This is a genomic window from Halomonas sp. RT37 (assembly GCF_040070525.1).
In the GTDB taxonomy this organism is placed as follows: domain Bacteria; phylum Pseudomonadota; class Gammaproteobacteria; order Pseudomonadales; family Halomonadaceae; genus Halomonas; species Halomonas litopenaei.
On the sequence record NZ_CP098827.1, the window covers coordinates 3,578,345 to 3,600,400 of the forward strand.

Annotated in this window: 20 protein-coding genes; 6 read left to right on the plus strand and 14 right to left on the minus strand. The window is 54.8% G+C overall.

Annotation, left to right across the window (positions count from 1 at the left end; translation table 11 throughout):
* Nucleotides 1–2: 2 nt before the first annotated feature.
* Genes NFG58_RS15545 through NFG58_RS15565 form a run of 5 tightly spaced genes read right to left on the minus strand, consistent with a single transcriptional unit; the run spans nucleotide 3 to nucleotide 7,773 of the window.
* Nucleotides 3–524: a hypothetical protein gene (locus tag NFG58_RS15545; RefSeq protein WP_348826919.1), complete on the minus strand. Its 522-nt coding sequence runs from the start codon at nucleotides 522–524 to the stop codon at nucleotides 3–5.
* Nucleotides 524–3,811 (minus strand): hypothetical protein, encoded by a 3,288-nt coding sequence (locus NFG58_RS15550; RefSeq protein WP_348826920.1) that lies wholly within the window; start codon nucleotides 3,809–3,811, stop codon nucleotides 524–526. The genes NFG58_RS15545 and NFG58_RS15550 overlap by 1 nt, the downstream gene beginning before the upstream one ends.
* 2 nt (nucleotides 3,812–3,813) lie before the next feature.
* A complete protein-coding gene (locus NFG58_RS15555) occupies nucleotides 3,814–4,806 on the minus strand; it encodes a hypothetical protein (RefSeq protein WP_348826921.1) in 993 nt (330 codons plus the stop codon).
* The gene (locus NFG58_RS15560; protein WP_348826922.1) at nucleotides 4,803–7,538 is read right to left on the minus strand and encodes a hypothetical protein; all 2,736 of its coding nucleotides are present in this window, start codon (nucleotides 7,536–7,538) and stop codon (nucleotides 4,803–4,805) included. The genes NFG58_RS15555 and NFG58_RS15560 overlap by 4 nt, the downstream gene beginning before the upstream one ends.
* Before the next feature lie 40 nt (nucleotides 7,539–7,578).
* Nucleotides 7,579–7,773 (minus strand): ribbon-helix-helix protein, CopG family, encoded by a 195-nt coding sequence (locus tag NFG58_RS15565; RefSeq protein ID WP_348826923.1) that lies wholly within the window; start codon nucleotides 7,771–7,773, stop codon nucleotides 7,579–7,581.
* Between the two features lie 1,086 nt (nucleotides 7,774–8,859).
* Between NFG58_RS15565 and NFG58_RS15570 the strand changes: the two genes are divergently transcribed.
* A complete protein-coding gene (locus NFG58_RS15570; protein ID WP_348826924.1) occupies nucleotides 8,860–9,966 on the plus strand; it encodes a GTPase in 1,107 nt (368 codons plus the stop codon).
* Nucleotides 9,967–10,029: 63 nt separating this feature from the next.
* On the opposite strand, the gene NFG58_RS15575 is transcribed toward NFG58_RS15570, so the two are convergent.
* Nucleotides 10,030–11,049 (minus strand): IS30 family transposase, encoded by a 1,020-nt coding sequence (locus NFG58_RS15575; protein WP_348826925.1) that lies wholly within the window; start codon nucleotides 11,047–11,049, stop codon nucleotides 10,030–10,032.
* 41 nt (nucleotides 11,050–11,090) lie between these two features.
* On the opposite strand from NFG58_RS15575, the gene NFG58_RS15580 reads away from it, so the two are divergent.
* The 5 genes from NFG58_RS15580 (at nucleotide 11,091) to NFG58_RS15600 (ending at nucleotide 16,857) form a co-directional block, all read left to right on the plus strand.
* The gene (locus tag NFG58_RS15580) at nucleotides 11,091–11,756 is read left to right on the plus strand and encodes a site-specific integrase (RefSeq protein WP_348826926.1); all 666 of its coding nucleotides are present in this window, start codon (nucleotides 11,091–11,093) and stop codon (nucleotides 11,754–11,756) included.
* Between the two features lie 363 nt (nucleotides 11,757–12,119).
* Nucleotides 12,120–12,752 carry a phosphoribosyltransferase family protein gene (locus NFG58_RS15585; protein ID WP_348826927.1) on the plus strand — a complete coding sequence of 211 codons (633 nt, stop codon included), beginning with the start codon at nucleotides 12,120–12,122 and terminating at the stop codon, nucleotides 12,750–12,752.
* A complete protein-coding gene (locus NFG58_RS15590) occupies nucleotides 12,749–13,615 on the plus strand; it encodes an addiction module antidote protein (RefSeq protein WP_348826928.1) in 867 nt (288 codons plus the stop codon). The genes NFG58_RS15585 and NFG58_RS15590 overlap by 4 nt, the downstream gene beginning before the upstream one ends.
* A 52-nt stretch (nucleotides 13,616–13,667) precedes the next feature.
* Complete coding sequence (locus NFG58_RS15595) at nucleotides 13,668–14,918, plus strand: SIR2 family protein (RefSeq protein WP_348826929.1); 1,251 nt, start codon at nucleotides 13,668–13,670, stop codon at nucleotides 14,916–14,918.
* Complete coding sequence (locus tag NFG58_RS15600; protein ID WP_348826930.1) at nucleotides 14,911–16,857, plus strand: ATP-binding protein; 1,947 nt, start codon at nucleotides 14,911–14,913, stop codon at nucleotides 16,855–16,857. Before NFG58_RS15595 ends, NFG58_RS15600 begins: the two co-directional genes overlap by 8 nt.
* A 103-nt stretch (nucleotides 16,858–16,960) precedes the next feature.
* Here NFG58_RS15600 and NFG58_RS15605 read toward each other — a convergent pair whose 3' ends face one another.
* The 8 genes from NFG58_RS15605 to NFG58_RS15640 all read right to left on the minus strand — a co-directional run bounded on the left by NFG58_RS15605 (nucleotide 16,961) and on the right by NFG58_RS15640 (nucleotide 22,040).
* Nucleotides 16,961–17,956: a relaxase/mobilization nuclease domain-containing protein gene (locus NFG58_RS15605; RefSeq protein ID WP_348826931.1), complete on the minus strand. Its 996-nt coding sequence runs from the start codon at nucleotides 17,954–17,956 to the stop codon at nucleotides 16,961–16,963.
* Complete coding sequence (locus NFG58_RS15610) at nucleotides 17,940–18,458, minus strand: relaxase/mobilization nuclease domain-containing protein (RefSeq protein ID WP_348826932.1); 519 nt, start codon at nucleotides 18,456–18,458, stop codon at nucleotides 17,940–17,942. The genes NFG58_RS15605 and NFG58_RS15610 overlap by 17 nt, the downstream gene beginning before the upstream one ends.
* Nucleotides 18,451–18,969 carry a plasmid mobilization relaxosome protein MobC gene (gene mobC, locus NFG58_RS15615; protein WP_348826933.1) on the minus strand — a complete coding sequence of 173 codons (519 nt, stop codon included), beginning with the start codon at nucleotides 18,967–18,969 and terminating at the stop codon, nucleotides 18,451–18,453. The genes NFG58_RS15610 and mobC overlap by 8 nt, the downstream gene beginning before the upstream one ends.
* A gap of 502 nt (nucleotides 18,970–19,471) precedes the next feature.
* Complete coding sequence (locus NFG58_RS15620; RefSeq protein ID WP_348826934.1) at nucleotides 19,472–19,765, minus strand: hypothetical protein; 294 nt, start codon at nucleotides 19,763–19,765, stop codon at nucleotides 19,472–19,474.
* 3 nt (nucleotides 19,766–19,768) lie between these two features.
* On the minus strand, nucleotides 19,769–20,764 hold the full coding sequence (locus tag NFG58_RS15625; RefSeq protein ID WP_348826935.1) for a type IV secretion system protein: 996 nt from the start codon (nucleotides 20,762–20,764) through the stop codon (nucleotides 19,769–19,771).
* The gene (locus tag NFG58_RS15630) at nucleotides 20,761–21,054 is read right to left on the minus strand and encodes an EexN family lipoprotein (protein ID WP_348826936.1); all 294 of its coding nucleotides are present in this window, start codon (nucleotides 21,052–21,054) and stop codon (nucleotides 20,761–20,763) included. The genes NFG58_RS15625 and NFG58_RS15630 overlap by 4 nt, the downstream gene beginning before the upstream one ends.
* A 9-nt stretch (nucleotides 21,055–21,063) precedes the next feature.
* Nucleotides 21,064–21,714 (minus strand): type IV secretion system protein, encoded by a 651-nt coding sequence (locus NFG58_RS15635; RefSeq protein WP_348826937.1) that lies wholly within the window; start codon nucleotides 21,712–21,714, stop codon nucleotides 21,064–21,066.
* 2 nt (nucleotides 21,715–21,716) lie between these two features.
* Complete coding sequence (locus NFG58_RS15640; protein ID WP_348826938.1) at nucleotides 21,717–22,040, minus strand: hypothetical protein; 324 nt, start codon at nucleotides 22,038–22,040, stop codon at nucleotides 21,717–21,719.
* Nucleotides 22,041–22,056: the final 16 nt, after the last annotated feature.

The window sequence follows — 22,056 nt, forward strand, 5'->3', positions numbered from 1 at the left end:
CCCTAACTGATCCGCGGGTGGTGCAATCCCGCCCAATGTTTGCCGTCATAGTCAGCGTGCGGGTCATCCGTATTCAGTAGGCGCTCCACCTCATTTTCAGCGCCAGAAAACAGCAGACGCCCAATAGGCAATCCCCCCTGCCCGGAAGGCCTGTGCCGCCAGTAGTAGGATTCGCTAGCTCCCTTCATGCTGATGCGGTTCCGTCCACTAGGCATCCAGAAGATCAAGCCGGCCTGCCCCTGGTAGAAATCCTGGAAGGACAGCAAGGCCTCTTTCAGGTCGGTTTCCAGCCACCACCTGGCATCCTCCCCATCCAGGACATCCAGGCACCCTTCCAGCCCCGCAACCACCAGGGCGTCACCATCCGCGGCGGGCAATTCATCCGGCCAATCGTCGGCCATGGCAAAAAAGTGACGCAGCGACACCACCTCGTCTGGCGTATTCAGTCCGGACAGAACCCCCGCATCCCAAAGCAGCGCAATGCCGCGGCGGGGCCAGCCTTGATTGAAGCGTGTTCTGACCATCAATCCTCCTCTTCGCCCATACGCTCAAACAGGTTGAGCTGCTTCACCTGGGCCTGGTTGCGTGTCTCCCAGGATTGGTAGAGCGACGCTGCGGTCGAAGCCGCATTCCGGGTCGGTGAATCCGCACCACGGGTCTTGAACCAAGTCAGAATCGCTCCCAAGGCCGGATGGGGTTTGAAGTTTTCGTTATTCAGGGTTTCGCTGGCATTGATGCCACTGCCTTCAAAGCAGGCGCCGATAAGGAACATCGCCTGCTCGTAATCGCTCTGCATACCGCGCCGATGCCGACCGATCCAGCCTTGAGCCAGGTCCAACGGTGAGGTGAGATGAAAAATTTTCTTCTCTTCGTACACCCAACCACGGCTTGCAAAGTCCGAGGGCCCAATGCCCGTTCCGCGCAGGAATTTCTGCAGTTGGTCTCGGGGCAACTGATTGATACCATTGAAAAGACGCAGCAACATGCGCGTGAAGGGCTCGGCATTATGCGGTGGCGGCTCCTTAATGCCACCGGCCTCCTCATCGAGCAGCTGGTTGATGCCCAGCAAGGCCTCCAACACTGACATCGACGTGTCCTGGTCCTTGTAGACCTGACCATAGTGGCGGGAGAAATACTCCAGCGCCTTGCCGCGCCGAATCACCTGCACATCGGCCTCCGGCAGACCTTCTTCCTGGTGATGTTCCAGCAGGTCTTGCAGGTCCCGCACATCACGCAGCACCTGCCGGCGCAATTTGGCCCAGGAAATCGGCTTGGGGTCCTCAATCCGCTTGCGGCAGACATGAATGATGTCGTATTCGATCTTGCGGGACCCGAACTCCCCCTTACCCTTGGTTTCATCACTACGGATCGGGTAGGTCGCTTCCAGATAAAAGCCGGCATCGAATAGTGATTCGAGCACGGACACCCAAGGCGCATCCTCGCTGTGGTGAAAGGTAAAGCTCAACAGGCCGCCCGGCTTTAGAATCCGGCTGGCCTCCCGCCAGCATTCAGTGAGCAGGCGCTGGTAGAAACGATCAGCGTTCTCAAGACCTGTCTCTTCATCCCGCCCCGGATGACGCGCCCGGTTCGCGACTGCTTCCAGTGTTTTGGGGGTGTACTCCGGGCCAAAGTACTGGGGGTAGCGTTCTTTCAGAGCCAGGCGGAGCCAGACATAGAAGAAATCGGAGAGCTCAGAATAGTGAAGCAGGCCGCCGAAGGGGGGGTCGGTAACAACGAGGTCATGACTGCCCGAATCCAGCATGCTGAGATCTGTTGAAGAACCACAGTACACCTCAGCATCTTTCACAGGGTCCCCACATTCGACTTTTTCGCTTTTTCCTGTCAATGCACCATCAAATATGTGGGATTGATCGGAAAGCCTGTCATTTTGCACAAGCTCCCATGGCGTATCCTTCCAATGAAGCGCTGAAATAAGGTTACTCTTTTGGCTATTCCAATTCCCCCGCCCGTAATCCGCGAACACACAGTTTTCTACCGTTGTAGATTTTGGATGAAAATTGCTATTAGAGAACATGGGCTCCATCTTATCGGCAGGTACATTCCAGATAGTGAACATGTTCTGGTTTCTCAGGTATTGCTGAAACCCTCCCAGCACAAAGTCTCGAGTTATATCCGAATAATCACCACAGGAAATTATTGCCTTTAAGATATTGCAGTGGACAAGCAACTGCCGTGGGTTAAACATCTTCCACCAGTGGGTAAAACCATGGTTCGGTATCCCACCATTAAGCTTGTGCGTCATAAACCCGAAGGGTAATTCACTACGAGGCCAGTACTCGGCCAAGTCCGCTTCCGCTCGGGCTTCCCACTCCTTGGAAGCGGCATCGAATGCAGAAGGGTCCCCCCCGTCGATAAAGAAGCGTCCACCATAGGCCTGCCCTTCATCATAGCAATGTGGGCAATAGCCTTGATGGGCGTAGATGGACACCGGCCCGGTCTTTCCCGAGGCCTTGACCGTCTTGAGCACGTCTTGGACGGTGCCACAGGCACCACAGGCGTAGTTGCTACGCTTGGGAACCGTGCCCCCTTCGTTGCCCGTCAGGATGACAACGCCGGTATCCGGACATGTGATGGATTCGGGTAGCTTGCCGCGTACCTCTATCAGCTTGCAAGTCTCTGCCCGGGCACTGTTCCAGCGCACAGTGGCATCCACTGGATCTTCGACACTGCCGCCGAAGGGCTGCCCTTCCTCATCCTTGGACGCCTCGCCCGCCAGCCATTCTGGATGAACCAGCAGCGAAAGCTCTACTTTTTTGCGTTTGCCTTTGCCCAGCTTGCCGAATGACTCGATCTGTCCGCAGCAGGGGCATTCAGCGCTGTCAGGCTCACCGCTGTGCTCGTTCAGCCGGGCAACGGCGAAGGGTCTTTCCGTGTCGGCCACTACCAGCGAAACGCCAGGGGCCATGCGGGCATCGCGTTCTTCCAGATCGTAGTTGTCGCCGCAATGCTTGCAGGTGCGCGCCCAGGCCTTCACGGATAGGGTTTTTACGGCCATCACCGGGTTGGTCATGATCGGTGTGCGATGGCCGCATCCAGTGACCTGACAAGGGCCGTGTTTGGCCCAGAAGGAGTAAATGACCTCCGGACCATGATAGTGATAATCCTTGCGCTCCTGCGGCGGTAGCGCCAATGGGTCGAAATCATCCCCCATGACCTTGCCGGTGCTGACCTGCGTCCACTGTCCGCTGTGGCCCCGCGGACAATCACAGGCGTAGAAGGGCATGATCTGCGGCTTGACCTCGGCCTCGATCTCCGCCAGGAGAGCCTCAACCTCAGCCTTGTTCACAGGCGCTAGCTCATTCTTCACCACAAACCAGGCGACTGGATTGAGCTCGTTACCGACCATCTGCATGCCGAGGCGCGAACCTTCCACGACGGTGGTGCCGCCACCCATGAAGATATCCGCCACTTTCAGATGCTTAAAAGCACCTTTTTTCTGATGGTTGCCGTAGTAGGCATCCCAGACGACCTTTGCGGCTTCTGCCGGATCATCGGGGGCCTTAATGGCGGACGCTAGCAACAGCGACCGAAACACACTGCTGCGCCGGCGCGCCCACCACTTGGACATCTGGTATATGGGCTTGCCGGCATTACCTTCGATGGCGGCAATCTGATTGATCGGGATAATCGGGAAATCGACCTCGACACAGGTCGGTGGCCGATTAGGATCGGAGAAGTCGACGGTCTCACACTCCCAGGCTTTGCCTGCACCTACCGCGTTGGCGACCTCCTCGGCCAACCAGTCCGCCTTATTCATTCCACTGGCTTTCCAGGGCTGATCATTTGCCATGCTTATTTCTGCCTGCTCAATTCGATAAAGGGTACGGCCACCTCAAGAACACTCAGCCCACCATGGGCAAGTGTGGGGTAACCGCCCTGGCTCTTCCATTTGCGGCGGCCGTTGACGTATAGGTGGCGTCCGTGTTCGCTATCGATGGCCAGATCAATCGGTGGTACCCAATCACCGGCCGGGGCATCACCGGGAATGCTCCGGCCGCTCTTGTAGTGCGCCTTGAGGTAGTCCGATTGCTCGCCATTGCTGTCGATAAACTGCCCACTGGCGGCATAACCGTGGTCTGCCGTTATGATAAGACGGCGCCCGGTCGCCAGCCGCCCAACCAGTGACCAAAAGGCATCTCCGGCAAGGTGTTCTTCCACCTCTCCGGTAAGTGTTTGCAGTCCCTTGCCAGGGTCGTCGTGATCATGCAGACGGTGATCCGGCCAGTGGTGCCAGAAAATCCAGTCTGGCTCCGAACCGATCAGTGCTGCACAATCCAACCAGGCGATGTCCACCGATTCTGTCCGCGCACCTGGAAAACGGGCGCTGCGCGCTCCGTTGTTTCCGAGCGCGGAGCGCTGTCCGAAACCCAGGGCTTTAGCGAAGGGCGTAGTATCGGGGGGTAGTTCGGCTCCAGTGGAGCGGGCGTGATGCACGGAAAAGCCACGTGCCTCCGCCTGGTGTAGAACCCATGGCACCTCACGCATTGAGAAGGCATCCAAAATCAGAATGGCTCTACCGGGCGAATGACTAGCCCACCAGGCCGCCAGCTCTTGCGAGGTGCGGGGAGCAGCCTGTTCAAAGTGAGACCACAGATCCCACCCCGCAGTCGCAAGATAGTGATCCAGATCCGCCAAGCTACGATCGCGGCTCAAGACTTCCGCCACAGCTGGCCCCTGGTCGAGGCTCTGCGAGCAAATCTCCCAGGAGTAATCAAAAATGGCTGCCCAGGCCTCTTTCGGCTCAGCATTTTGTAGCGTTTGTACCAGTTGGAGCGGCAGAGTCATTGTCCCCCCTCTTTCTCTAGGTCCAGCGCGTAGGTCATGCCATCTGGCAATTTGCGGATCAGCTCTTGTAGTTGCGCGCCTGTCAATTGATCCACCCGAAGCGTGAGCCCGTGAAGTTGTGTTCCGGTGCCAATTCCCCATTGCTCGATTTTTCCCAGCAGGTTCAGCGACGACGTTGCTGGAGCGGATAGCGACGTAAAGCTGTCACCGCCACCAAAAATGTCGCCCGGAGAAGGTTGCTCTGGGGTTCCCGAATCGCCCGGTGTACCAGGCTGCGGTGGCTCTTTGACGCCTCCTGGACCGTCAGTCGGTTGGCCCGGGGGAACTGTGCCACCAGGAGAGGGCGGCACTGGCTGTTCGCTACCCGGTTGAGTCACACCGCCTGTGGCAGGTACATTCTGTGGAAGCAGGACATGGGTTTCATCCAGATGTTTACCGGTGCCGAGTTTGCCACGCATGCGCTTGAACGCGGCCTCCTCATCCTCACCATCGTGTGCTTGGAGGTACTCCATGCCTCGCAAATTAATCGCGATATCGCCGCGAGCGCATAACCGAATAATGCGCTCTTTAACTAACGTTTCGCCAAGCCAGGGAATGCAGTCTTCACCGCCTGGGCGGGGCTCTCTCAGCTCCTTTAGCAGCTTACTAATGGGCTCGTTGTTTGGCGCGGCCGTCAGAATGAAGGCATCAAAATCCTCCGGGATGAAGAGGTTCTCTCGGATGCTCTTGTCAATGGCATCGGGAATCCTGGCACCTTCAGCCTTATGGCTTTCGATGAAAAAGCGGCAATTCTGGGGTTTTTGGTAGTTCCAGTTCGCAATAATGGCAAAACGATCAAAGCGCGACTTGAGGATGTCGCGAATTTCCTTCTGGTATTTAGTTTGCAACCGACCATATTCCGGATTCTCTTTCTTCCAGCGCTCTGCGAGATAAACACAACGGGCGAGCACCAGAAGATCGCGATCCAGGAAAAGATTACTTGATCCATCTCTGGGGATCAGAAAGCGAACAACATTTCGGCCGCTTTGCATGTTGTCCCGCAGCCATTCACCCAGTGTTGCCTCGATATTGGCTGGTGACTCTGGTAGTACAACGATGGGAAGGCGGTTTCCCCAGTTGGTGGGCACCTCACTTTCATCCAGCTTCTCCCACGGGCTACTCTTCCACGTCTGGGGGAGGACAATGACCCGGTAGGGTAGCTCTATGTCCCCGCCGCCTTCGATGACATAGCGTGTTTCCTTAGCGAGATGCCAACGGTCCTCATCGTTTTGGAATAGCTTATCGTTGCGTGCACTGGCAATGAGCTTGGCCTGGGGGTTTTCCTCTTCCCTGAAGATGAACCGGTTACCGTCTTCGTGGATGTTGAAGCTGTTCTCGACAATGGTGGTCAGTTCCACCTGAAAGGCATTATCATCAACCAATTTGTCTCGGGTTACATCGACATGAAGGGTGTCTCGGTCCGCACCTGCCTGGTTGACCTCGGCGAGAGAGCGCAGCCATAGGGCCCCAATAATCTCTTCAAGGTGAGGAAGGTTGTGGCCGCTTCCGGCGATGGCGTCGCTGACCGCTTCGAGATTGCGAAGCGCTTTTTCGCGCAGCTTCGCATGGTGCTGATTCGCCACCGAGTCCAGCAGTGCAGTGATGCCGCTGTGTTCATCGTCAAGACGGAAATCCGCTGCGGTCAAAATCGGCTGTTTGTCACCGTTTCTTTTGAATAAGTCTGCCAGAATACGGATCAGGTCACGTGTGCCTTGCGCGCTGGTAGCAATCAGCACCTGATCTTCCAGCAGGTCCATCAGGTGGGGCGCATACGGCCAGGCCTCAATAAACTCCTCACGCATCCTTTCCTGCTCCGCAGGAGGGATATTTTTCAGGCGAAAGTACTCAATGACGTGTGTTTCAACCAGATCGTGAATGGCCGAAGCATCCACATGGATGCGATTCTCGAACAATCGATGCAGCAACAGACGTAAGCGATCTGTTTTTGCCGACGGTCCCTTAAAATCGACGATGACCGGGTTCACCCGTTGAATCTGCTGGAAGGCATCGGTATTACCGTTTCGCACGGAAACCACCAGCACCAAATACTCCGGGTACTCCATGGCAATCTCGGAAAGCACCTGTATGAAATTGAAGGCCCAAGTTCGCCATGGATACTGTTTCGTATTGGTCAGGCCGTCGTACCAGGTCTGGAATTCGTCCAAAACCAATGCCGTCGGTGTGTGCTTGAACAATTCAAGCAATATCTCATCACTTGGCACATCCGGTTTTTTCTCGCCGAGCGCTTCCCATTTTCCGCGGCAGTAGTTGCCATTGGGGTGGTTATCGAACACCAGATCCCACAGAAACTTGTAGCGCTGCCTGTGCAGGCTTTCACTTATGACATGCATTCTGCCACGCAATGGCAGCTTCCCCATGTTGGCGTCATGCAGGGTGTGCGACCAGCTATTCAACCAGTCTTGCGTTGCTGAATGATCGGTAAACGTATGGTACAGCACTGCCATTAAATGTGATTTACCTAGCCCACGCTCGCCTTTCAAGGTGATGGGACGCCCTTGATCGGGGCCAATAGCCTCAATTGCTTTCAACAGATCACGAGATGGATAGGTGATGCGCAGAAAATCGGACGCTGAAACTTGCGTTGCGCCTGTATTATTTTTATTTGTAAGCTCAATGGCCGTTCCCTTAAGTCTACGCCCTTTGAACTCATCGCGAAGGGTTAATCCAAGCATAATTTCCTCCAAAGCTCCCCTGGTATCCCTTCAATCATTCTCACTTTTCATCCGTGCCTTCGGTATTCGCATCCGAATCAGGGACTGCTACGCCGTTTTTTTGGCAATAGTCACGAATGAGTACCTCTATCATGTTGGCAATAGAACGGTGCTCACGAGCGGCGGCGGTGCGTAGCGCCTCCTTCACACCGGGATCTATGCGGAACGTCACGGTTGCTGTCTTAGTGGTGGCCATGGCCTTCCCCCACGAGATGACTGCAGATGTACTGCAATTTACTGCATCCCCTTATCACATCCAAGGAAATTTTGCTCAGTATTGGACATGCAGGCTTGGATTGGCTCGGATCGCGCCCCCCTCCTCATCAATGTGTGCAAAAAATCTCATAAGTCACCTATACCGCCACATAGGCGGCATAGCGTCGTTCACCCGCAATCATAGGTGCCCCAGCTAATGCGACACGATATGTCGCTGACTGATGACAGACTCTCCATGCATTTATGGCAACGCCGGAGGTCGCATGGATAGTAGGCGAGAGAGCTTTCAAAGGAACGGAAGGCAGGTCTGTGCTCAGGCTGCTGAGAGGCACACGACACTCAAGGAGGAGCAAGTCGCCCTCTGGGAAGCCGACCGCGCCTCATGGGCCTCCGAACAGCCCGCCACCGCTTGGCTGGCTTCTCACTTGTCGTTGGTACCGACCTGCGATCCCCGCTTCCCCACAGCAACCACAGATGGACGCGACCTCTTGTTCAATGCCACCTGGAGTGTCGGGCTCGATACCCAGACTCGCCGGTTTCTGCAGGCACACCTGGTCTGGCACTGCGTTGCGGGGCATCTACACACACCCCGCGAGGGTGATAGGAGACGCTGGCACCTGGCTTGCGATCACGAGGTCAATACCGCGCTGCTGATGCTGGGACTCCCATTGCCGCCACAGGCGGTGCTGTTCCCCGCCTGTATCGGACGACCACTATCGGCGGTATACGCTTGGTTGGCCGACAATCCGCTGCTCGATTATGAGCACAGCCTGGATGCCCCTCCATGGATCGCTGCTGCCGCGGAGCCTTTCCTTGTCGACACCTGGGCGCCGCGTGTGGATGAGCTGGTGAGGCGCCACCTAGGCAGCCCGCTCCTGCCCACGCCAGTAGCGGCGTGGCTGCTAGGTCGGTGGTAAACCAACTCATGCAAATTTCAACTCGACCGTTGGCCATCCAACGCTAGAAATGCATAACAAGAAAAACGTGAAAAATTAAAGATATTAAGATTTCTGCTGATATAACAGAAAACAACCATTATAAGCCATATGTTGAAAGGAGGAAAAAGATGAAGGACTTTGACCTTGAGAAGGAAATAGGCGTGGCTGTTGACGAAGCCCTTAAAAGTAGAGGTGTCGCAAATATTCTGCTTGCCGGAAAAACCGGAGTTGGCAAGAGCACATTATTGAACTCAGTATTCCAAGGAGACTTTGCAACCACTGGTCAAGGAAAACCCGTCACAAGCAAAACCAGGAAAATCACAAAGCCCGGAATTCCTCTAAGCATTTACGACACAAGAGGGCTTGAAGTAAAAGACTACAAAGAAACACTTGATGAACTCGAAAACCTGGTTGACAGCCAGAACTCTCTCAAAGATCATCACGAGCATATTCATGTATGCTGGCTATGCATATCAGAGGGAACCAGAAGAATTGAGCAGGCCGAAATTGATCTGGCTAAAATGATGGCTAAAAAAATGCCGGTCATTATTGTAATAACAAAATCACAGTCAGATCAAGGCTTTCGCTCAAAATGCTCAGAGATAATTCCAGAGGCTGTAAACTATGTCCGTGTCAACTCTCTGTCCACAACCTTGGATACAGGGCATGTAATTCCAGCATCTGGCTTGGATCACTTGGTCACGCTCACTATGGAAGCCATTCCAGAAGGGCAGCGAAGGGCTTTTTCTGCAGCGCAGAAAATCAAGATTGAAGACAAAGTTGTTAATGCGCATAAAGTTGTAGCTGCAAGTGCATCAACTGCCGGAGCTACTGCTGCAGTACCTATTCCATTTTCTGACTTCGTGGCGATTGCCCCAATTCAAATAGGCATGTTGGCCGGAATCAGTAGCTGCTTCGGACTAAATGTAGATAGAGCTTTTCTTTCAACCCTAGTTAGCGGGACATTCACAAGTGTTGCTGGCTCTTTTGCGGGAAGAGCAATTGCTGGGGCTCTACTAAAATTCTTCCCTGGAGTAGGGAGCACTGGTGGTGCTGCAATTTCGGCAAGTGTAGCCCTTACATTAACAACGCTATTCGGCGAAGCATATATAGCCACTCTCTATATGCTGCTGAAAGATGATCCAGAGAAGAAGCTTACAGCTGATGAAATAACCGAAGCTTTTAAAGAGAAGCTAAGCAAAGAAAAAAATGCGGAAGGCGCTATACACACATAGCACATACAGCCACCGGCAACTAGTTGCCGGTGGCTATCCTGAATTCAACCTACAAGCGCAACACTATTGGAGTGCCGGAGATCCGGGCACTGACTTCTGGAGAACCTCCGCGTATACCTCCAGAGGCGTCTTGGCGTTCAACGTCTCTCTAGGCCTGGTATTGAGTGAGTCTGCGATCTCATCGAGCTCCTCCTGGGTGTAGGTCGATAGGTCCGTTCCTTTGGGCAGATACTGTCGAAGCAGACCATTGGTATTCTCGTTAGACCCACGTTGCCACGGGCTGTGTGGATCGGCGAAGTAGATGGCTGTCCCGGTACGTTGGGTTATTTCGGCATGCTTGACCATCTCGCTCCCTTGGTCGTAGGTCATCGACAGCCGTAGTGAGCGTGGAACACGGTTCAATTTGTCACTAAAGCCGACCATCGCATCCGTCGCGGTCGTACCGTCCATTTTCACCAGGATGACGAAGCGTGTCGTGCGCTCAACCAACGTGCCTACGGCAGAACGGTTGCTGGCCCCCATGATGAGGTCGCCTTCCCAATGCCCGGGCATCAACCGATCTTCGATCTCAGGCGGCCGGAGATGAATACTGACCAAGTCAGGAATTTGGCGGCGACGATCCTTGCCACGACTGCGTGGACGCCGCTTTCCCTTCACCTGCCGAAGGCAAGCAATGAGCTCTTTTTTCAGCGAGCCTCGGGGCATCACATAGAGCGCGTTGTAGATGGCCTCGTGGGAGACCTGACGTGTAGGGTCATTTGGATACATGCGCTTCAGTGTGATGGCTATCTGCCTAGGAGACCAGTACTTGCGCAACAGGTAGGTCACCAGATCGAAGAGAGGCGTACCAAGGCGCAACTTAGATTGTCGTCGTGCTCGATGTCGCGTCAGCGTGGCCCTGAAACCCGCCAGACTGGCGTCATAGCCAGCATGAGAAGGTACCGCATGCCGAGCCAGTTCTCGAGAAATCGTGCTGGCAGCTCTCCCAAGGAACTTGGCGATGGAGCGTATCGAGTGACCTTCACGCATCAGCATGATGGTGGCACGTTCTTCAGCAGTAAGGTGGTGGTAGCAATGAGTCATAGCGATAGCGTACCTGATCGATCAGGTGTTGCACTTGCTCATTGAGACCGCCGGAGAAGGGACTAGCGCAGTCGACCATCAACAACCGCACTCAGGTCGTCAAGCGGGTACTCTCGCTGTCGTACCGGGAATGGGACTGGATCGACCTGCCGCTGGACGGCAAGCTCCGCAAGCCATCGCCCAAGAACGAGCGCCATGTCTACTTGACCGAGATGGAGCTCGCCGAATTGCTTGAAGCAGTGCCGGAGCGCTATAGGATCGAACGCAAGGTGATCTTGCTGGCGATGCTGACCGGGATGAGGCGGGGGAAGCTGATGGCACTGGAATCAGGGAACGTCTATAACGGCCGTATCGTGCTCAGGCCCAATCAGACAAAAAGCGGGAAGCCGAGGGTCATCCCCCTGACGGAGGAAGCCCTACCGCTGGTGGAAGCCTTGCCGTTTGACACAACCGGCGACAGGGTGCGTGGCGCGTTCGAGAAAGCGAGGGAGAAGATAGGTCGCCCCGACATCCGCTTTCACGATTTGCGTCACTGCTATGCCTCATTGCTGGCGAGCAAGGGGGAAGCGCTGACGAGCATCAGGGATCTGCTCGGGCATTCGTCACTGACGGTGACCAGCCGCTATGCGCATGCCGACCCGGCAAGATGGGAGAGCGTGGTGGCGAAGCTGCCGCGGATCAGCAACCAATCAGCAACCACACACTGAAGAAAATTGACTCTTGGCGGCGTAACCGATTGATTTCATTGGTGGGCCCAGCTGGACTCGAACCAGCGACCAAGGGATTATGAGTTCGCTTTTAAATCAATATGTTACTGATACTCAAGGAAAAGCAACCGTAATCAAGCGAAAGGTACAGTTCTTTAGAATCAGTAGTTTAGCGAAGGTTGAGGATAGCATACGAAGCTGGTGTGTGTACCTCTAGTGTACCGCCACTGCCACTCTCCACCCTTCAAACTGTGTCACTTAGCTTCATAATGAACGTTCTTCCTACTGTTCATCCTGACTAGCGGTCGTCAGCGCGATCGCTTCAGCCAATGCTTGTGCAACGACTTTGCCAGACTGTAGCCCATGGGCTACAGTTGGGGTGATTGCAACAGCCGGGAATCGCTCAATATGGTCACCATCCACCCGCAGAAGATCGAGGGGCGTTGGCAATCCGGCGTTGCGCTCGATTTCCATACGACCAGCAGCACACCGATCGGCTACAACGAATATGGTCACATGCAGTTTGACACTGTACGGCCCGAGATTGCCGAGCTGCTGTACCAGCTCAAGTATCAGGGCAGGCAGGACGCCGCAGCCGGAATCATCGAGGCCGCTGCTGCCTTCCTGGCCTCGTATCGGGACAAGTTCGATATCCTAGTTCCGGTACCACCTTCAAGCGCGCGAGCGGTCCAGCCGGTGATTGTTCTGGCTCGTGGCATTGGGACGGCCGCCAATCTCCCCGTTGTCGAGTGCATCACAACCACTCGGGAGACAACACAGCTCAAGGGAGTGACTGATCCCGAAAGGCGAAAAGAGCTTGTGGACGGGCTTTACACGGTTGATGCTTCCCAAACTTCGGGGAGAAATGTGCTGCTGTTCGATGACCTGTTTCGGTCCGGCACGACCATGAATGCGATTACCGATGTGCTGCTCGGCCCTGGCAGAGCGGCGAGCGTACGTGCCCTTACTATCACCAAGACCCGGAGCAACCAATGAATAGCACAGTTTTCATCGGCGGCTCACGCCATGTTTCGCGCCTCTCCGAGAAAGTGAAAGAGCGCCTGAACAACGTCATCAACAGCGGCCATCGCGTGGTTGTAGGCGATGCCAATGGTGCCGACAAGGCAGTTCAGAAATATCTGAGCGAAGCACATTATGACAAAGTGACAGTGTTCTGCTCAGGTGATAAACCGCGTAACAACCTCGGCCATTGGCATATTCACCACATCACTCCGCCGAAAGGCACGAAGGGTTTTCAGTTCTACGCGGCTAAGGACCGTGAGATGGCTCGCGAGGCCGACTTCGGACTTATGATCTGGGACAGCAAGAGCGCGGGAACTGTGCTTAATGTGCTCCGTCTAGTGCGTGCGGGCAAGATCGCCGTGCTCATCAACGTGTCTGATAAAACGACTTTCAATATCAAGTCGACCGCTCAGTGGGAGGATTTCCTGTCATGTGTGAGCCCTAAGCTACGCGCCGATCTGCGCGAAAGGGCAACACCGGATGAATGGATGCCGGCCGAGGCCAGCTCACAGCACAACCTCTTCGAGTCTTGCGAACCGGAATCGGCGGTGCATAAACGGGGCGAGCTTACTGTACCATCTGACGACGAATTAGCTGCCGCCATTAATGCCGCCCTCGCCGCCGGAGATCCAGCCGCAGTCATCGATGCTCTGGGCAGCATTGCTCGGGCACACGGTATGTCTCAAGTCGCGAAGCATACTGGCCTGGCACGAGAGTCTCTCTATCGGTCACTCAGCGCTGGTGGCAACCCCGAGTTCGCGACAGTGCTCAAGGTAATGGCCGCTGTCGGGTTGCGCCTGGAAGCTAATAAGCAACACACGGATAACGCAGCCTGACGGGCGGCGCTGCATCGTGAGGGTGCTGACGTAAAAAGAAAGGGAAACGCCAATGACAAAGGCCGAGTTTAGTGTAACCACTTCGTCCGCGAGGACGCCTTCGCCTGCTGATGGCCTAACGATAGAGCGGCTGCGGACAATTATCCAAGACTCACACATTAACTTCCTAATTGGTGCAGGCACGTCAACTCCTTACTTTGAACAGCTTGGTGACATCGAAGAAGCACTAACGCAGATTGGTGAGTCTGGACCAGACCGGCCAGCTGCGAGCGTTGCACGGGCTTCGTTACAGGGATATTTCTTCGAGAAGGTTTTAGTGCCAAATCTTCCCCTCATCAAGCATGCAGATGAAGCGAAAGATCTAATTCGGTCGTATGCACGCTTCGTAAGCATCTTGAATCGTATTCTACTAAAACGGCGTAGCACCTTGCTCGGGAAGCAGGCAAACATTTTCACTACAAACGTCGACATGGCATGCGAAGTTGCCCTTGAATTACTCGAGATAGACATGAACGACGGCTTCTCGGGTAAGCTACGGCCTCGACTTGATCTCGGCGAGTACGGCACACTGCGAATCCGCCAAGGAACTAGATATGAGTACCGGTCCGAGATTCCGGTCATAAACCTTTTCAAGATCCATGGATCCTCGTCATGGCGACAAGAAGGAAATGAAATTTATTTCGACCACCAGTTGGCACAGATTATTGAAACGCGGGCCGCTTACGAGTCCGCAAAGCAAGAGCTTATCCACATAAAAAATTCCGACAATGTAAAAGCAAACCTCCTCCTCAATGAAGCAAGGGACAAGAGCCTAAGCGGCACCGGGAAGGCGTTCGCAGCCGCTTACAACAAGCTAAGCATCGTGAACCCGGAAAAAACAAAGTTTGCGACCACTGTTTTAAATAAGACCTATTACGAACTCATACGTCGCCTCGCAAACGAACTTGAAAAAGAAAACTGCGCTCTCTTCGTCCACGGATTCTCGTTCCGCGACGAGCACCTTCGCGACTTAGTCCTCCGGGCGGCGAAGACAAACCCAACACTGCAGGTGGTCGTCTTCTGCTACTCACGTAACGCTCGTGATGGGATGAGTGAGCTGATCTCGGAAGAGCAAATCAAGAATGGCAACATCCTCTTCGTAGCCCCCAATGAGCCGACAGACGGAGAGGAGGAACACAAAATCACGATCGACGTGCTTGTTGATGATTATCTCACGCCTCTTCTGGCCGAGGCGCCCGGCCCACCCGACCACGTTATAGAACTCAAGCTTAACGGCTCGACAGAAGGCGATACCGATGCATGATGATGATGCACTTTTGCAACGCGATGCTGTATTCAGTGTCGGTAAGATAATCTCTGTCGATGGACGCCGCGTCAGAATAGAGGTGAGTAAGCTGAAAAATGGCTCTCACCTCCTGTACAAAGGAAAAGTTGTCAGAAATATCGCTGTTGGAAGCTACATCAAGATCGCGAAGGGCTTCGACGAACTTGTCGCCGTCGTCGACGGAGAACGAGTCGAGGAGGACCGAACAGTTTCAAAAGAATACCGTCGAGCTTCAGATTCGCTGAGTCGTGCACTCGATGTCAGTCTTATTGGTTACCTGGAGGGCGGAGTTTTTTTTCGTGGCGTACGTGAAATGCCGCTCCTTGGCAACGAGTGCTTCATTTTAACAGAGGAAGAATTCGAGGCCATTCACAACTTTGTAAGCAAACAAGACACACCGCTGCAAATAGGCACGTTGGCGATGGAGCCGACTCAGCCCGTGAATATTGGTACCAATGCAATCTTCGCGAGTCATGTTGGCATCTTCGGTAACACGGGAAGTGGTAAGTCCTACACGCTCGCCAAGCTATACCACGAGCTATTCGCTCGGTTCGGTGACAAGCCTGGGTTTCGAGAACGCTCACAATTCGTGTTGATTGACTTCAATGGTGAGTACGTTGACCGGTTACCAGAAGTGGGAGACAACTGCTCAACTGAAGTCATCACCTCGCAAGAAAACAAGCGCGAATACGTTCTTACGACGCGCAGGGAAGACGGTGCGAAACTTCCACTAGCAAAGACGGCTATCGAGGATGTCGCGTTCTGGACAGTGCTCCTGGATGCCACCGAGAAGACCCAGGCACCGTTCCTCGCTCGCGTCCTGTCAAGCGACTACTGGGAGCGGAGATTACAGTATCCGCAGGACCTGCTTGAAATTATCGGCGACATGGTTCTACGCGCGACCAAGAGCAGCGACATTTCCATTGACCGACAGACTGTCCTGAACCTGCTCGGTGAGATTCAGACCTGCCTGGGTAGCTCCGCTCCGCAAGAGCTCACGAACGTCATAGACGACTTTCAGCAGAACCTCCACTATAACGGCACCTTGCGAAAGTTCTTCTGGGGGCCGTGGAGCAACAGACCCACCGATCCTGATACCCCGGTGTGGCCATCGCTGACCAAAGACAAGATCACTTCTTTGCCAATCGATTTCACCGCGATTCAGCCAGGCATAGACCTAATTCGCTTCAAGATCGTTCTTCAGTATTACAGCGATATCATTAGCGGCTTCTCCAACCGCGAACATTTGTCACCACTTATCAAGCGTATGGAGACACGCGTACCAGATATAAAGAAGCTGATACAGGCAACAGACGATGATATCCCCGCTGAGCCGCTGATTGTTGTTTCCCTCCGTGATGTTAACCTTTCCATGCGCAAGGTCATACCAATGCTGCTGTGTAAGCATCTGTATGACCGAAAGAAAGAACTAGATCCCGGCAATGAACGGCACCTTAATCTGATCATCGATGAAGCGCATAACATTCTCTCATCAGAATCTACTCGCGAAAGTGATGCGTGGCGTGATTACCGGCTAGAAACCTTTGAAGAGATCATCAAAGAGGGACGCAAGTTTGGTGTATTTTTGACGATCGCGAGCCAGCGTCCACACGACATTTCACCGACTATCATCTCCCAACTGCACAACTACTTCCTTCACCGCTTAGTAAACGATCTAGATATCCGAGCGGTTGAGAAGGCGGTCGCATATCTCGACCGAGTATCATTTGAGTCGCTTCCCATTCTTCCGACCGGTGTATGTGTTCTTGCCGGCGTCTCAGCTCAGGTTCCCATCATGGTAAAGGTATCCAAGATGAACGATGAGTTCACACCGAATAGCCGTACGATGTCAGTGACCGACGCTTGGCTACAGCCCATTGAGGCACCTGAGGACATAGACGACGAATACTTGTTCTGACTACTTAAGTACAAAGGTGCCGCCGGGTCCTGTCAGCAAATTCATAGACCATACAGATTTTACCGTGCTCCGGTAGGGGAAAAGTTTATCTGCCAAAACTAACCTATCGTTCATCTTGGTGATCCTGCGCCCTGCCCTTCTCTCTCCCCTGACGCGTTTGAGCACTACGTTGTAGCCGCTCCACAACCATCTTCTGGAGTTCGTGTCGCTCGGTCTTCATCGGCGGCATGGAACCCACAAAAGCCGCGATGCTCTCGGCCAGCTCCTGGTCCTCAGGGTCACGGCTTTGGTTCAAGTCCTTGGCCGCCGTCAGCCAAGCTTTGCGAACGTAGGTCTGGCGCTCCTTGATACGGTCTTCCCAAGGCCGTGGCCTCTGGGGTTTTCCCGCCCGCTGGTCACGGAAGTCTTCTAAGATCTCTCGGACCTTCGCCTGATCCACTTGTGGCGTCTGGCCTTTCTCGCGGATGTGGCGCACCACTTGGCTGACGCCCCTCTTTATCACGCCACGGGTGGCACGCGGCGTGGCCTCGGCTTCTACCCCTCGGCGCTCTAGCTCCGCCGCGAAGGCCTCTCGCCACTTCTGCGGGTCACCCTTCTTCACGTTCAATCGACGGCCGTCATAGCCCAGGCACTTCACCGTCAGGTGGACGTGGGGACTGTCCGTGTCGGTGTGCAGCGCCATGACATACTGATGATTTTGGCCAAACTGTCGTTTGGCGAATGCTCGGACGGCATTCTTCACGTCGCGCGGTTCAGTGCCGGCTGGCATGGACATGATGATGTTGGTGGTGTCGCGAGTGTTCTTCCGGCGCTTGCCCTGATCCTGCGACCAGTCCTTGGCGAGGGAACGCACCTCGTCTTTCCCCTTGATCATATCGCCATGCTCGTCCTCGAGCTCCAGCTTGCCGTTCCGGCTGATGTAGTCCAGGTGGGACTGGACATGATCGGCTCCCTTGGCATTACCGGTGATCTTCACCATGACCTCGGGCGCATAGTTCACCACCCGCCGGGCACGCGCACGGTTGCCGGATCGTCCACCCTTGCTCTTGACCGGGCCTTCCAGCAGGTCAGCAATCGTGTCGTCAGCCAGACTCCCCATCTTTCCTCCTTCGGATGGCCTTTAATGTGGCTTTCGCTTCCACCCCGCACCGTTCCAGCTCGGCTGCAAAGACCTCCCGCCACTTCTGCGGGTCGCCCTTCGCCACATGCAACCGACGCCCATCATTGCCAAGATTCCGCACCGTGAGTTGGACATGCGGATTGTCGGTGTCCGTGTGCAGAGCCATGGCATACTGATAATTCTGACCAAACTGCCGCTTGGCGAACGCCTGGGAGGCCCTTTTTAGCGCCTGCAGGTCGGTTCCGGCCGGCATCGACAGAACGATATTGGTGGTATAACGAGAGTTCTTGCGCTGCCGACCTTGAAACCTCGACCAGTCTTTAGCCAAGTCACGTACCATATCTTCCGTGAAAGAGAACTGGCCGCTTTCGTCCTCAAGCTCCACGGCTCCGTTCTTACTGATGCGAAGCAAATCGCTCTCTACTTGGTCCGCATCGTAGGCATTACTGACGATCCGCACGACGACTTCCGGCTTATCCATCATCCCTCCATCGATTCATGTTCCTGGACAGCAGACTGGCCACCTGGTCCTTGTGCTGCTCAATTCTCTCGGCCAGCGCCTCGATGGCCTCCCGCTTGAGCTTGTCGCTATCACGAAATTCGATATTCAAAACCTTGGTGATCTGGTTCAGGTTTTTACCAATGGCACGTAATTCCCTGTTTGACTCCCGCAAGACGGCCACCTCGGAGTCTGTCAGCACGGGCTCTTGATACAGTTCAGCCATAACCATTGCCGTGACCCAACTGGTCCGGCTGGGATAGCCCTCCTCTTGGGCGCGTTGTGCTAGCCAGCGTTCCTGGGTGGGCGATAGGCGGATGGTAAGTTTTCGGGATCTAGTTTCGATTTCATGGTCGTGCGACGTTACTGCTCTTCCTGAAACGCGCTGAATCATCCGCCGTAGCATGTCCGACTCGCGCAGGCCGTTAGCCTTGCAGAACTGCGTCCAGGCTTCCTTCTCGCTGTCTGTCAGGCGTGCTTCAACTCTCGGCATAGTCCAGTTCTCTCCACCGATGAGAGGTGGGGCTAGGCAAGCTTGCCGGCATACGCCAGCACTTGCCGAATCCTGCCCTAGCCCTAAACCCATACTTTCTTTTCGTACGTAAGAAAAATGGAGGCTCCTCGGGCGAGGCTAGCAACCACAGGGATATGCGTTAGGCTTCGCCATTAGTAATACGCACGGACCCTTGAACACCTTTGGAACATCCAGAAATTTCGTGCGCACGAAAAGCTGCATGTGCTATTGGCTGCGTTGCCATCCTCAATCCCAAGGGCTTCGCCATTAGTAATACGCATGGACCTGTCTCAAACCTGCTCGTCGCCAGGGGCTGATCGGGAGGCTTCGCCATTAGTAATAGGGGAGGCACTTGTCTCAACCGCTTCCGTCTCTCCATGCTTCCGGCGACGCTTGGCCAGCTCAGCTTTCATCCACTGCCCAGAGGCACGCATCTCAGCTTGCAGGTCTTCGATCTCTTCGGGTGTCAAGCGCCGGTAGCTCATGAGGTCTCCTTCTGAGATGGATCACGCCGAAGCTCGGGATATATCGTTGTGCGCCATAGCCACTGGAGAACACACACGGCAATGCCGGCCACGCAGACAAACAGGGTACGAGCAGCCTCGCCATCGCCAGTAAGAGCGACGCTGACCAAACCAGGCAGTTCAGGGAGCAACGCCACAGACAACAGGATACCCACCACCAGTAACAGGCCCGAGATGACCAGCCCCACCCCACGCTTTACCCGCGCCACGCGGACGCGCCAGGTATCTAACCATTTGATATTGGTATTCATGACTTATCCTCCTGTCATCGTGTTGCCAGCACCGAAACGCTTCTGGTAGGCACGATAGGCAGACTTGGCGCCACGGTAAGGAGAGGTTGCCGCACTGCCTGCTAAGCGTGCATCACGTTGAACACCGCGATACTGACGGCGGATGGCTGAGGGACGCATCGCGGACATAGCAGAGCCCAGAGCGCCCTGAGTTGCCAATGCCACACCACCGCCCAATGCAGAAGCAATGGCCGGCACCTGCTTAAGCACGAGGATGCCAAGAGCAAAAAAAGCAATCAGATAGGCGCTTGTGGTCATACTGGCCATGCTGCCTGCCGAGGATTCCACGATGTTCATGAACGCTTCACTGACATCGATGACCATGCGCCCAATGGCGGAACCCAAAACCAGCAGCATGCCGAAATTTATCACCATGCCCAGCCAGCTCTCGAAAAAGCGTTGGGTGCTGTTAAACAGCAGGCCGATGATAAAGAGCGGACCAATCGCCAACAGCACTGTCGTTGCCACCTTGCTGGCCAGCAGGAGAAAAGCCACTACGATGGCAACACCACCACCAAACACCATGATCAGAATTGCCACTAAATACATGCCGAAATCACCACTCATGACTCCCGCTTTATCCCAGGCCTGATCAGCTACGGCGAGAACGCGGGAGAACAGGCTGTCCAAAATGGCCGCGGCACCTCCATTGGACCCCGTGATGACTACTGCTACCTTTTCCGGGCCGTGAGCCAGCACGTCCACCACGACGCCCATATAGGTACCGACCGTCAGTCCCAGTGTCATGATGAAGCCGATGCGAAGGATGCGAAAAACACCCTCCTGCAAGGGCTCACTGACTTTGCCAAACATCATCAAATAGCCCCAGATGGCAATCCAGACGATCAACATGCTGGTAAACATTGGAGTGATGTAAGCGATGAGGTCAGTAGCCGTGTTGACGATGTACTGGTCCAGTGCCTGATCAACCACGGAGAACATGCCTTCAAACAGGTTCATGAGTCCTCCTCGCTTTTTAGGCTAGACAGATCGAGCTCGAAGGGCTCACCGCTAGACAGTGCCCGCTCCGCTTGGAGTGCATTAATGCAATTCGGCGCCTCCTGGAGTTCGCCAGGGTTGTTGCCACACGTCTCCAGTGTCACCTTGCGCTCGTCGTCATGCGTTTTGTACCAGTCCACGGTCTGCACCAGGCCAGTATCCGGGGTGTCATCAAAGCACCCGGACTGCGCAACGCTGACCAGAACCACAACGGCGATATTTCGTGCGCACGAAATTTTCCTGGTACTCATAAAGCCTCCTTACCAATCAAGCTCGAAAGGTTCTCCTGATGAAGCGACACGCATCTGCTGAACCCGCTGTGCGTGAAGCGCCTGGTTGGCCTCGGCCTGCGAACGGAACATGGACAGTTTGGCCATCTCGTTTTGCAGCATGACTTGTTCGGCGCCGATACGGGCCTGGAGGTCCAGAATGTCTTTCTGGTCCGGGCTGTTGTTGACCTCAGCCACCAAGCCCGTCAGCTCGATGAAACGCTCCTGCGCTTGCTCCAGGGACTTTTGGGACTGGCCAAGCCAGGTCGCCGTGTTCTGGTTGCCGCTGTCGTACAGGTCCGCCACGTCGCCGGACAGGCCGTGTTCGCTCGCCCCCCTGATGCCGGCGTCACTCAGCACCTGGTTAGGATCGACGTTCACGGCGGTGTCATAGGCCGAGTCGATGACGTTGCCCAAGCCACGAACCCCGCTCATGTTGTCCAACTCCTTGTTGGCCGTTTCGAGCTGGCTTTTCAGTTGGTCGATCTGATCCAACATGTGTTGGACCTGCAAAATCTGCTGGGTCAGGCTCGACACGTCGATAACGGGAATCCCGCCTGCCATGGTTGGCTGCGACAGTCCGATGGTGGCCGCGAGGGCGAGACCGCCCATTTTTCGTGCGCACGAAATTTTGTTGCTCATGATCAAACCTCCTTTTGACGATCCTGACGGGTCGACTTGGCCTCCAGACGCCGTTTCGTTCTCTGGAGCGTGAGCGACCGCTTTTCAAAATCCAGACTTTTCAGGTCAATGGACTCCATCACCTCTTTCATCTCCTCGATGCAGGTGAAGAAGTCTTCGGGAAGGGCTTCCACCCCTTCGGTGAGAAAATCGCAAGCGTAACCGGCGATGATCACCAGAGTTTGAATCTCACTTTGGATGGCGTGCTGTTCGACCGCGTGTGATCGGTACAGCCGTGACAGTCCACTGTCGGTGAAGGCGGGTGTGATACCCTGTCTGTTAGCCATGGGTGCCTCCTACGCA

Coding starts and splice junctions, on each gene's coding strand:
- NFG58_RS15605 (WP_348826931.1), bottom strand. CDS start 17,956: ATGGGGAGTCTGGCTGACGACACGATTGCTGACCTGCTGGAAGGCCCG.
- NFG58_RS15550 (WP_348826920.1), bottom strand. CDS start 3,811: ATGGCAAATGATCAGCCCTGGAAAGCCAGTGGAATGAATAAGGCGGAC.
- NFG58_RS15560 (WP_348826922.1), bottom strand. CDS start 7,538: ATGCTTGGATTAACCCTTCGCGATGAGTTCAAAGGGCGTAGACTTAAG.
- NFG58_RS15640 (WP_348826938.1), bottom strand. CDS start 22,040: ATGGCTAACAGACAGGGTATCACACCCGCCTTCACCGACAGTGGACTG.
- NFG58_RS15630 (WP_348826936.1), bottom strand. CDS start 21,054: ATGAGTACCAGGAAAATTTCGTGCGCACGAAATATCGCCGTTGTGGTT.
- NFG58_RS15585 (WP_348826927.1), top strand. CDS start 12,120: ATGGGCTACAGTTGGGGTGATTGCAACAGCCGGGAATCGCTCAATATG.
- mobC (WP_348826933.1), bottom strand. CDS start 18,969: ATGCCGAGAGTTGAAGCACGCCTGACAGACAGCGAGAAGGAAGCCTGG.
- NFG58_RS15600 (WP_348826930.1), top strand. CDS start 14,911: ATGCATGATGATGATGCACTTTTGCAACGCGATGCTGTATTCAGTGTC.
- NFG58_RS15625 (WP_348826935.1), bottom strand. CDS start 20,764: ATGAACCTGTTTGAAGGCATGTTCTCCGTGGTTGATCAGGCACTGGAC.
- NFG58_RS15555 (WP_348826921.1), bottom strand. CDS start 4,806: ATGACTCTGCCGCTCCAACTGGTACAAACGCTACAAAATGCTGAGCCG.
- NFG58_RS15565 (WP_348826923.1), bottom strand. CDS start 7,773: ATGGCCACCACTAAGACAGCAACCGTGACGTTCCGCATAGATCCCGGT.
- NFG58_RS15610 (WP_348826932.1), bottom strand. CDS start 18,458: ATGGATAAGCCGGAAGTCGTCGTGCGGATCGTCAGTAATGCCTACGAT.
- NFG58_RS15575 (WP_348826925.1), bottom strand. CDS start 11,049: ATGACTCATTGCTACCACCACCTTACTGCTGAAGAACGTGCCACCATC.
- NFG58_RS15590 (WP_348826928.1), top strand. CDS start 12,749: ATGAATAGCACAGTTTTCATCGGCGGCTCACGCCATGTTTCGCGCCTC.
- NFG58_RS15620 (WP_348826934.1), bottom strand. CDS start 19,765: ATGAATACCAATATCAAATGGTTAGATACCTGGCGCGTCCGCGTGGCG.
- NFG58_RS15595 (WP_348826929.1), top strand. CDS start 13,668: ATGACAAAGGCCGAGTTTAGTGTAACCACTTCGTCCGCGAGGACGCCT.
- NFG58_RS15570 (WP_348826924.1), top strand. CDS start 8,860: ATGAAGGACTTTGACCTTGAGAAGGAAATAGGCGTGGCTGTTGACGAA.
- NFG58_RS15635 (WP_348826937.1), bottom strand. CDS start 21,714: ATGAGCAACAAAATTTCGTGCGCACGAAAAATGGGCGGTCTCGCCCTC.
- NFG58_RS15545 (WP_348826919.1), bottom strand. CDS start 524: ATGGTCAGAACACGCTTCAATCAAGGCTGGCCCCGCCGCGGCATTGCG.